Here is a 9,457-nt window from a genome sequence, read left to right as displayed (position 1 = left end):
CTTGAGCGAGTAAGGCTCCCTGGAGATGACGGGGTTGATAGGCCGGGTCTGGAAGCACGGTAACGTGTGGAGGTGACCGGTACTAATAGGCCGAGGGCTTGTCCGTAGATGCTCGCGTCCACTGTGTGGGTTCTGAAACAACAACCCCCAACACACCCAGAAATTGGGTTGTGTTGCTGGCTGTGTTGTGTGTTTCGCCGTGTTTCGGTGGTCATAGCGTGAGGGAAACGCCCGGTTACATTCCGAACCCGGAAGCTAAGCCTTACAGCGCCGATGGTACTGCATGCGGGAGCGTGTGGGAGAGTAGGACACCGCCGAACTCATTGTGTGAATAAGCCCCGTTGGCTGACGCCAACGGGGCTTTTCCATGTCCAGGCACGGCCCGATACGGTGGCGGGCATGAGCGGCCGCGCGCAGTTGATGTGGGATGAGGGCGTCACCGGCTACGACTTCGGCCGTGGCCATCCGATGGACCCGGTACGGCTCGCGCTGACCAAGCGCCTGATCGAGTCGCTGGGGGTGGAGCGCAGCCCGGGCTTGAGCGTCGTCGCTGCGAAGCCCGTCGGGGGTTCGACGCTGCGGCTGGTGCACCGACCCGACTACATCGACGCCGTCCGCCGCGCGTCCCTCGATCCCGCGTCCGCTGAGCAGAGATACGGCCTCGGCACCCCGGACGATCCCGCGTTTCCGCGTATGCACGAGGTTTCCGCGCTGATTGCCGGGCAGTCGGTGGGCGGGGCCGAGGCCGTGTGGCAGGGGAAGGCGCAGCATGCCGTGAACTTCGCCGGCGGGCTGCATCATGCGATGCCGCAGAGCGCGTCGGGCTTCTGCGTGTACAACGACCCCGCGCTCGCCATCGCCCGGCTCCTGGAGCTCGGGGCCGAGCGCGTGGCGTACGTGGATCTGGATGTGCACCACGGGGACGGTGTCCAGGACGTGTTCTGGAACGACCCACGTGTGCTGACCATCTCGCTGCATGAGCACCCGGGGACGCTCTTCCCCGGTACTGGATGGCCGGAGGAGTGCGGTGGCGAGGGTGCGGAGGGCAGCGCGGTGAATGTGGCGCTGCCGCCGGGTACGGGGGACGAGGCATGGCTGCGTGCGGTGCACGCGGTGGTGCCGGAGCTGTTGGGGGCCTTCGAGCCGCAGGTGCTGGTCTCGCAGCACGGTGCGGACACCCATGTCGAGGATCCGCTGGCGCACTTGGCGGTCAGCGTGGACGCACAGCGGCTTGCGGCCGAAGCGGCACACGAGTGGGCTCATACGTACGCCGAGGGCCGGTGGCTGGCGACCGGGGGCGGCGGCTATGCGGTCGTCGACGTGGTGCCGCGTACGTGGACGCATCTGGTGGCGATCGCGGCGGGGGCGCCGGTGCCTCGGGAGACCGAAGTGCCTGCCGAGTGGCGGCAGGAGGTCTATGCGCGTACGGGAAGCGTCGGCGCACCGCAGCGGATGACGGACGGGCGCGAGCCGCGCTGGCGGGACTGGGGCGAGGGTTACGACCCCGCGGACCGGCTGGACCAGGCGGTGCGGGCGACCCGACGGGCGGTGTTCCCGGCGCACGGTCTGTTGCCGTAGCCCGCGGGCCCGGACGATCGCCGTGTAGCGCTGGCTGTTCCGCGGGCCCGGCGGGGCGTGCAGCTCGTCACTGCCAGGGTCGGTCCTGCCAGTGGGGCGTACGGTGCAATGACGGTATGGGAGCGAACCGTTCCGGGAGGGTTCGGTTGCGGGACGGCCAGTGCGGGGTATCGGCAGTTCCGGGACCGTTTCCGGGCGGATGGTGCTCGGTTGTGTCAGCGTGGACGACGGCGTGGGCCGCAAGCTGGGTGTCGGCTCGGGTATGTCTCCTGACCGACTCCTGGTCAACTACGTCACATGGGCCTCATCCCTGTCGGCACCGGGATGCCTCGTCCTAGCACTGTCGCAGGGGAGACGTGTCGACATAGCGATGCAATTCGGGGTACGTCAGTGCGGCTTCTCCTACGCAAGGGGGGTCGCGCTGTTCTGCGAAACCAGCGCCCACCCAGGCGGTTGTGCGCGGGGGCGCGAAGGCTTGCGCCCCTCCCCTTGTCCGGGTGGCGCCGCTCGGCGTGGTGGCGCGGGGCAAGCCACCGTCAAGCTGCTTGCAGGGGGCGATGGTTGAGCCGTCAGTGCAGGTCAGCGCCGTAGCGGGGCTGCCGGGCCGCCGGGTGCGCAGGGGGCGGCGCTCGGCGAGGCGCCGCGGGAGTCAGTCAAGGGGCGAGGGCGCACGGGCGTTCCGTCGGATGACGCTGCGCAGTCCGACTACTACCGCGCGCTTACTCGCTATGTACTCAATCGAGCGTGTCTGTCACGGTAGGCGGACGATCCCTACTCGTCTTCACCACTTGCATCACGCGCCCCTAATCTGGGGAGGAGCGCACATGCGAGCAGGAGACACCGGAGGGGAAGCCGGTGCCCGACATGTGCGGAAGGTTCAGGTGTGACATGGCTGCTGACGAACGGCCGTTGAACGAGGTCGTGTTCCTGACCGTGGCGGAGGTCGCCGCGGTGATGCGAGTCTCCAAGATGACCGTGTACCGCCTGGTGCACAGCGGTCATCTGCCGGCGATCCGGGTGGGCAGGTCCTTCCGGGTGCCGGAGAAGGCTGTCCATGAGTACCTCGAGGAGTCGTACGTGGGGGTGGAGAGCGCCTAGGCCGATATCAGGTGTGCGCTCGGTCATCGCTGCACCGGAGTCCCGGTGCACCCTCGATTCACGTCCATTCCCGGGTGGCGGGTAGGGTGGCCCCATGTAGGTCGTGTGGGCTCGGACGCCCCGCACCGAGTATCGAAATGAGTTCGCCCCGCGTTATGCGGGGATGATCCGTGAGCGAGGGTAGTCGTGGGCTCTGTCATCAAGAAGCGGCGTAAGCGGATGGCGAAGAAGAAGCACCGCAAGCTGCTGAAGCGGACGCGAGTGCAGCGTCGCAACAAGAAGTGAGCGAGCGCACCGCACGCCACTGACCGCCGCCTTTCTCTCCGCGCGGGGAGAAAGGCGGCGGTTCTGCTATGGATTCGCGGTGCGGCTCGTACGGGGCGCTGACCGTATCCGGGTGTCAGGGAGGGATCGTGGGCAAGGTCGTGCTCGTCACCGGGGTGGCCAGACCGCTCGGTGGCCGCTTCGTGCGTCGTATCCGGCGAGAGCCCGACGTGGACCGGGTGATCGGCGTGGACGCCCAGACCCCCGCGCATCACCTGGGCGGCGCGGACTTCGTACAGGCCGACATCCGGCAGCCGGCCATCGGCAAGGTGCTGGCCGAGCACGCCGTCGACACCGTCGTCCATATGGATGTGCACGGCACCCCGCCGACACTGGGCGGCGGCGGGCGCGGCACCGTCAAGGAGACCAACGTCATAGGTGCCATGCAGCTGCTCGGTGCCTGTCAGAAGGCGCCCACTGTCAGTCGTCTGGTGATCAAATCGACGACGAGTGTGTACGGTTCCGCGCCTCGTGACCCCGCCGTCTTCGACGAGGCGACGCCCGTCAGGGACCTGCCGAGCGGGGGCTTCGCCAAGGACGCCGTCGAAGTCGAGGGGTACGTACGCGGATTCGCGCGGCGCCGCCCGGACGTCGCCGTGACCGTGCTGCGCTTCGCCCACATCCTCGGCCCCGCGGCCGAGTCGCCGCTCGCCGCGTACTTCTCGCTGCCCGTACTGCCCACCGTGCTGGGATACGATCCCAGGCTGCAGTTCGTGCACGACGACGACGTGATCGAGGTGCTCCGGCTGGCGGCGGGCGAGCCGCGCCGGGGCACGCTCAACGCCGGTACGTTCAACATCGCCGGAGACGGTGTCCTGCTGCTGTCGCAGTGCGCCCGGCGCCTGGGGCGGCCGACGGTGCCCATGCTGCTGCCGACGATCCGGTGGAGCCGGAGCGTGCTGCGCTCGGTGGGTGCGACGGACTTCTCGCCCGAGCAGATACGGCTGCTCACCCACGGGCGCGTCGTACATACCGCCCACGCGCGCGACGTGCTGGGTTTCACCCCGCGCCGGACGACCGCCCAGACGCTGGACGCCTTCCTTCGGGAGCGCGGCCCGGGTCTGCTCCCGCCGCGCAGGCTCGCCGAGGCGGTCGACCGGTTCGCGGCACTGCTGCCGGCAACGCCTGGCCCGGAGGCGTCGAGCGCCGCCGCGGCAGGGCCAGAGGAGGTGCGCCAGGATGACTGACGCGAAGGTCATACCCTTCGACGACGACCGGGACCGCTCGCGCGGCTCGGGGGCCTCGTCCGGACGGAGTCCGGGGGACGGCAGCCGCTCCTCCCGTACGGGCCGCTCCGGAGCTCCGAAGCCCCCTGACGCCACCGATTCCGCCCCGCAGACGGGTTCGGGTTCCGGAGGCGGCTCGGACGCGGGCCGTGGCGGCCGTCGCAGGAGTGGCCGCTCAACCCGGCGCTCCCGGCTGACGACCGTGCCGGAGCAGCAGCCGGACGCGGCCCAGGGCCCGGAGGAGCCGCCGGTACAGGGCGAGCCTGACGGGACGGACGACGCTTCCGGGACGGACTCCGCACCGCAGCCGGCTGCCGGGGAGCTCTCCGGGCTGCTGGAGCGGGTGCTCGGCACGGACTGGGAGACGCGGGCCTCGCGCGGCCTCGCCTTCCTGCGGCGCAGGATCACCGGAGAGTACGAGGTCGACGACTTCGGCTACGACCAGGAGCTGACCGACCAGGTCCTGATGACGCTGCTGCGCCCGGTCTTCGAGAAGTACTTCCGGGTCGAGGTGCGCGGGGTGGAGAACATACCCGCGGACGGCGCCGCGCTCGTGGTCGCCAACCACTCGGGGACCCTGCCGCTGGACGGGCTGATGCTGCAGGTCGCCGTGCACGACCAGCATCCGGCCGACCGCCATCTGCGGCTGCTCGGCGCGGACCTGGTGTTCGTACTGCCGCTCGTCAACACGCTGGCACGCAAGGCCGGGCACACGCTCGCCTGCGCGGAGGACGCCCAGACGCTGCTGGAGCGGGGCGAGGTCGTCGGGGTGATGCCGGAGGGCTTCAAGGGGCTGGGCAAGCCCTTCGCGGACCGCTACAAGCTCCAGCGGTTCGGGAGGGGCGGCTTCGTCTCCACGGCCCTGCGCGCGGGCGCGCCGATCGTGCCGTGCTCGATAGTGGGCGCCGAGGAGATCTATCCGATGGTCGGCAACTCCCGTACTCTCGCGCGGCTGCTCGGCTTCCCGTACTTCCCCCTCACGCCCACCTTCCCGTGGCTCGGCCCGTTGGGTGCGGTGCCGCTGCCGACGAAGTGGACGATCCAGTTCGGCGAGCCGATACCCACCGACGGCTATCCGCCGGAGGCTGCGGAGGATCCGATGCTGATGTTCAACCTCACCGACCAGGTGAGGGAAACGATTCAGCACACGCTCTACAAGCTGCTGGTGCGGCGGCGGTCGGTCTTTTTCTGAGCGTTTCCGAGTGTTTCGTCCCGGCGCTGCTTCCGGGCGCTTTCGTGAACGCTGCAAAACCGATCGCCGCCGCACCGGCCCGATGTGCTGCCGTGGCTAGCTGCCGTTGCCGTCCAGGCCGAGGCGGGGCAGGACATCCGGGACGAGGGGAGGCAGGGTCACCTCGGGCACGCCGCCGGGTGTGGACGGGCTGCCGGAGTTGCTGCCGGAGTGGGACGGGCTGTCCTCCCTGCCCTGGTTCTCGGACGGTTCGAGCAGTCCGCCGCCGAGCAGCCCCTCGCCCTCGCGCTGGGAGTCCGAGGGCGACGGCTCCTCGCTGCCGTCGTGCTGCCGCCCAGCGATGTCGTCGGTGGACGGAGAGCTCGGTGAAGTGGAGGGCTGCTCCTCGCCCGTGCGGTCGCCGGTGCCCGGCTCGCGTTCGGGCGCGGCGTCCTCCCGTTCCCTGGGGAGGAGCGAGCGCAGTGGGCTCACGTCCTGGTCTATGGCGTCGAAGACGGAGCTGACCTCGTCGCTCACATCGTGCAGCTGCATCGGCAGCCGGTCACGCAGCCGGGTCCAGCCCGCGCGGTGGTTCTTGGAGAACGCGGACAGCGACCGGATCGGCGCCAGATCGCCGTTCCGCTGGTAGGCGGCGCTCAGCAGCCGGTGCCCCTCGGAGGCGTCGTGCCGCATCCCGGAGAGGGTCTTGCGGACCTCGGCGAGCGCCTCGTGGTCCAGCTCGCCGGAGCGGTCGCGCTCCATCAGGCGGCGGGCCTCGGCCAGCCGTGTGGAGGCGTGGTTCAGTAGGAGGCTGCCGCGGTCGGCGTCGTCGCCCGCCAAGTCGAGTTGGAGATCCTCCATGCCGCGCTTGAGGCCGTAGAGCGAGTCGCCGGGCAGGGCGTCCGTGCTGGCCGCGGTGGCGCCGCCGAAGGCGCTGGCCGCGACACCGACGCTCAGTCCGCCGGCTGCGAGGCCCTTGCCCAGCCGGGATTTGGGCCGCAGCTTGCTCAGCGGTCCGAGGCTGGGCGCGCGGTGTGCGCCGCCCCGGCCGCGGGAGCCGTAACGGGCGTCGCGCTGTTCCGGGAAGCGCGCGCCGTGTGCCGCCGTCTCGCCCTCCGCGAAGGCGGCCTCCATGGCGGCGATCAGCTGGGCCCGCTGCACCGTCTTGACCTCGGGGGCCAACTCCGGTTTGGGGAGCCCGCCCAGCGAGTCCGCCAGGGACAGCAGCGACCGGTCCGAACCGCCGGCCCGGTGGCTGTGCGGTGTGTCCGTCGGCGGTGCCTCTTCGCTCCTCCCCGCCCCTGGGGGCCCCTCCTGGGAGAGGTAGCTGGGGGACTTCGGCCGGGAGGTACTCCCGACCGGGGACCCCTCGGGCCCTGCATCGGCCGCCGCGCCCGCGTCGCGCTCCTGCTCGTCCAGGGCTTGGGCGAAGGCGATGGCCCGTCGGCTCGTCGGCACGGATCCGATCACCGGCGGCACCTCCTCTCGTCAGCACGGTCGGCTCCCCGGCACACAGCCATGAGCGTGGCCGGCTGCGCTCACTCAGGGGCGAGTGCGGCCCGGGCAGCGGCTACGGGGAGTCTGCAACCCCGACAACGAGCGCAAGCCACTCGGGTTACGGAGTCGGATGTCACGATGATGTGACCGGTGCGAGGGTCGATGGCCGACGGTCGATGTGCTCAGCGCGCGTCGTCGGGGAGGAGTCTGGCGAGGGTGCGGACGGCGCGGTACTGGAGCGTCTTGATGGCGCCCTCGTTCTTGCCCATCACCCGGGCCGTTTCGGCCACGGAGAGCCCTTGGAGAAATCGGAGCGTTACGCACTCCTGCTGTTGGGGGTTGAGCTTACGTACAGCCTCCAGCAGGGCGGCGTTGGAGAGGGACTCGAGGACCGACTCCTCCGGGGAGCGTTCGACCTCGTTGGCGTCGAGCATCTCGCCGGTGGTCACTTCGAGGCGGAAGCGGCTCGACTTGAAGTGATCGGCGACGAGGTTACGGGCGATGGTCACCAGCCAGGCCCCGAAGTCGCGGCCCTGCCAGGTGAAGGTTCCGATGCGGCGGAGGGCGCGCAGAAAGGTCTCACTGGTCAGGTCCTCGGCGGTCGCCCGGCCGCCGACCCGGTAGTAGATGTAGCGGTAGACGGTGTCGCTGTACTGGTCGTACAACCTGCCGAACGCCTCGGCCTCGCCGTCCTGGGCGCGTTCGACCAGGTCCATCATGCGGCGGCTGTCGGTGTCGGAGGCGGCGGGGCGTCGTGCGGCCGCTCCGGTGCCGCGGGCGCGCCTGCCGCTCGCGGTGGAGGCCCGGGACGCGGTCGCCGTGTTGGAGCGGGCGGCCGAAGAGGGGGACGAGGAGGCGGCGGATGTGGCGGACGCAGCGGTGCGTGCGGCGGTAGGCGTGGTCGTGGAGGAGGAGGTACGGGACGATGCCGCCGGGGACGTGGCGGAGGCGGCCGGTCCGGCCGCGGTGGTCATGGCGCGGGCGGCGCGGCGGGCGAGGGCTTGGCAGGGACCTGCGGGGACAGTTGAGGCCCCTGCGGGGACAGGTGCGGTTGTTGCGGCGAGGGCAGGGACGGCGTACGCGGTGGGGACGAACGCACGCAGTTGGTCGATGACTGTCGTGCGCAGCGTAGCCAGGCCCGAGGCGTCAACCCCGACGTGTGGGTACACGGGACTCCCAGAGGCAGAGCTTCCATCACGTGCAGTGCGGGACCAGTCACCCGGCGTAGGGACGGATGGGTACCGAATTGCGTCTGAGGAGAATAACGCTTCGTACAGGCTGCGCTACACCTAGTTGTCAAAAACGTCGCTTCGGTTCGTTCTGTTATGGATTGGAGCCGTAATCAGGTGCGAATCGAGGACGGTTTTTGATCATTTGCATGGCCGGATCTGACGCCTGCGTGATGTGTTCCGCTCGACCGGGCGGAGTGGGACTGCCGGCCCTGAGCGCCGGGTAACACTGCTGGATTGCCTCGCCTGCAGCGGCGCGCGGCGGATCCAGGACGCGCACCGCGCGCCCCCGCGGGTGGACGGCCGCCCTTGTGAGGGCCTTAGCGGCGACGGCGCTGGACCGCGGCGGCGGCGACCGCGCCGCCCGCCAGCGCACCGACACCGGCCGCCGCCGGGATGCCTACCTTGGCCGCCTTGCGGCCCCTGCGGTAGTCCCGCAGTCGCCAGCCCATTTCACGAGCGTGTGCCCGAAGACGGCTGTCAGGATTGATCGCATACGGATAACCGACGAGTGACAGCATCGGGATGTCGTTCGCCGAATCGCTGTACGCGGCGCACCTGTCCAGGTCGAGCCGCTCGGCAGCGGCCAGCGCGCGTACTGCCTCCGCCTTCGCGGGTCCGTGCAGCGGTTCGCCGACCAGCCGCCCGGTGTAGATGCCGCCGACCGACTCGGCGACCGTGCCCAGCGCGCCGGTCAGGCCCAGTCGCCGCGCGATGATCGTTGCCGTCTCGACGGGCGCAGCTGTCACCAGCCACACCTTCTGCCCCGCGTCCAGGTGTGCCTGCGCGAGCGCGCGGGTGCCCGGCCAGATGCGGCCCGCCATGTACTCGTCGTAGATCTCCTCGCCGATCGCCATCAGCTCGGAGACCCGGTGACCCTTGACGATGGACAGCGCGCTCTCCCGCGCGTCCTGCATGTGGTCGGCGTTCTCGGAGCCGGCGAGCCGGAAGTACGCCTGCTGCCAGGCGAAGCGGCTCAGTTCGCGCTTCCGGAAGAACTTGCGCTTGTAGAGACCGCGGCCGAAGTGGAAGAGGGCGGCACCCTGCATGACCGTGTTGTCCAGGTCGAAGAAGGCGGCGGCATGCACGTCCCCGGCCACGGGGAACTCCGCTTCCTCCGCCCCTTCGGCGGCCTCGCGCCGCGCCGCCTGCTCCTGCTCCTGCTTCCGCGCCGCCTCCGCGGCGGCCTCGCCTGCGAGCACGCTGCGCGCAGTCGCCGAGCGCTTGCGAGAAGTGAGCCATGCGGGAAGGGCCATGTCCGCGAGCATAGCCAGTCTGTTCGGAACATCGGTTGCGCCGGGATTGCCGGGGGTGTGGAGCGGGTGAACGGCTGG

The 9,457-nt window shown here is 70.2% G+C and carries 8 protein-coding genes and 2 rRNA genes; 7 read left to right on the top strand and 3 right to left on the bottom strand.

The window, feature by feature from the left end:
- The 7 genes from ACTWQF_RS05545 to ACTWQF_RS05515 form a co-directional block, all read left to right on the top strand.
- Nucleotides 1-106: ribosomal RNA gene (locus tag ACTWQF_RS05545) — 23S ribosomal RNA — on the top strand; the annotation flags it as partial.
- Nucleotides 107-203: 97 nt separating this feature from the next.
- Nucleotides 204-320, top strand: a 5S ribosomal RNA gene (gene rrf, locus ACTWQF_RS05540).
- A 79-nt stretch (nucleotides 321-399) separates the two neighbouring features.
- Nucleotides 400-1,578, top strand: coding sequence for an acetoin utilization protein AcuC (locus ACTWQF_RS05535; RefSeq protein WP_443277499.1), 1,179 nt, complete (start codon nucleotides 400-402; stop codon nucleotides 1,576-1,578).
- 888 nt (nucleotides 1,579-2,466) lie between these two features.
- Nucleotides 2,467-2,676 (top strand): helix-turn-helix domain-containing protein, encoded by a 210-nt coding sequence (locus ACTWQF_RS05530; protein ID WP_157846443.1) that lies wholly within the window; start codon nucleotides 2,467-2,469, stop codon nucleotides 2,674-2,676.
- 186 nt (nucleotides 2,677-2,862) lie between these two features.
- Nucleotides 2,863-2,961: a 30S ribosomal protein bS22 gene (locus ACTWQF_RS05525; protein WP_003948845.1), complete on the top strand. Its 99-nt coding sequence runs from the start codon at nucleotides 2,863-2,865 to the stop codon at nucleotides 2,959-2,961.
- A gap of 128 nt (nucleotides 2,962-3,089) precedes the next feature.
- Nucleotides 3,090-4,187, top strand: coding sequence for an NAD-dependent epimerase/dehydratase family protein (locus ACTWQF_RS05520; RefSeq protein ID WP_443277498.1), 1,098 nt, complete (start codon nucleotides 3,090-3,092; stop codon nucleotides 4,185-4,187).
- Nucleotides 4,180-5,418: a lysophospholipid acyltransferase family protein gene (locus ACTWQF_RS05515; protein ID WP_443277496.1), complete on the top strand. Its 1,239-nt coding sequence runs from the start codon at nucleotides 4,180-4,182 to the stop codon at nucleotides 5,416-5,418. The genes ACTWQF_RS05520 and ACTWQF_RS05515 overlap by 8 nt, the downstream gene beginning before the upstream one ends.
- 96 nt (nucleotides 5,419-5,514) lie before the next feature.
- On the opposite strand, the gene ACTWQF_RS05510 is transcribed toward ACTWQF_RS05515, so the two are convergent.
- From ACTWQF_RS05510 to ACTWQF_RS05500, 3 genes are all read right to left on the bottom strand, one after another.
- The gene (locus ACTWQF_RS05510) at nucleotides 5,515-6,867 is read right to left on the bottom strand and encodes a DUF5667 domain-containing protein (RefSeq protein WP_443277494.1); all 1,353 of its coding nucleotides are present in this window, start codon (nucleotides 6,865-6,867) and stop codon (nucleotides 5,515-5,517) included.
- A 209-nt stretch (nucleotides 6,868-7,076) separates the two neighbouring features.
- On the bottom strand, nucleotides 7,077-8,063 hold the full coding sequence (locus ACTWQF_RS05505; protein WP_443277492.1) for an ECF subfamily RNA polymerase sigma factor, BldN family: 987 nt from the start codon (nucleotides 8,061-8,063) through the stop codon (nucleotides 7,077-7,079).
- A gap of 380 nt (nucleotides 8,064-8,443) precedes the next feature.
- On the bottom strand, nucleotides 8,444-9,379 hold the full coding sequence (locus tag ACTWQF_RS05500; RefSeq protein ID WP_443277490.1) for an HAD family hydrolase: 936 nt from the start codon (nucleotides 9,377-9,379) through the stop codon (nucleotides 8,444-8,446).
- Nucleotides 9,380-9,457 lie beyond the last annotated feature (78 nt).

This window comes from Streptomyces sp. 8N114 (assembly GCF_052245835.1).
Taxonomy (GTDB): domain Bacteria; phylum Actinomycetota; class Actinomycetes; order Streptomycetales; family Streptomycetaceae; genus Streptomyces.
Note: the sequence above shows the minus strand (reverse complement) of the source record. Positions and strands in the feature narration are given on the sequence as shown.

What these genes read in the sequence shown, in the direction of transcription:
- ACTWQF_RS05515 (WP_443277496.1), top strand. Translation starts at nt 4,180, where the DNA reads ATGACTGACGCGAAGGTCATACCCTTCGACGACGACCGGGACCGCTCG.
- ACTWQF_RS05530 (WP_157846443.1), top strand. Translation starts at nt 2,467, where the DNA reads ATGGCTGCTGACGAACGGCCGTTGAACGAGGTCGTGTTCCTGACCGTG.
- ACTWQF_RS05535 (WP_443277499.1), top strand. Translation starts at nt 400, where the DNA reads ATGAGCGGCCGCGCGCAGTTGATGTGGGATGAGGGCGTCACCGGCTAC.
- ACTWQF_RS05500 (WP_443277490.1), bottom strand. Translation starts at nt 9,379, where the DNA reads ATGGCCCTTCCCGCATGGCTCACTTCTCGCAAGCGCTCGGCGACTGCG.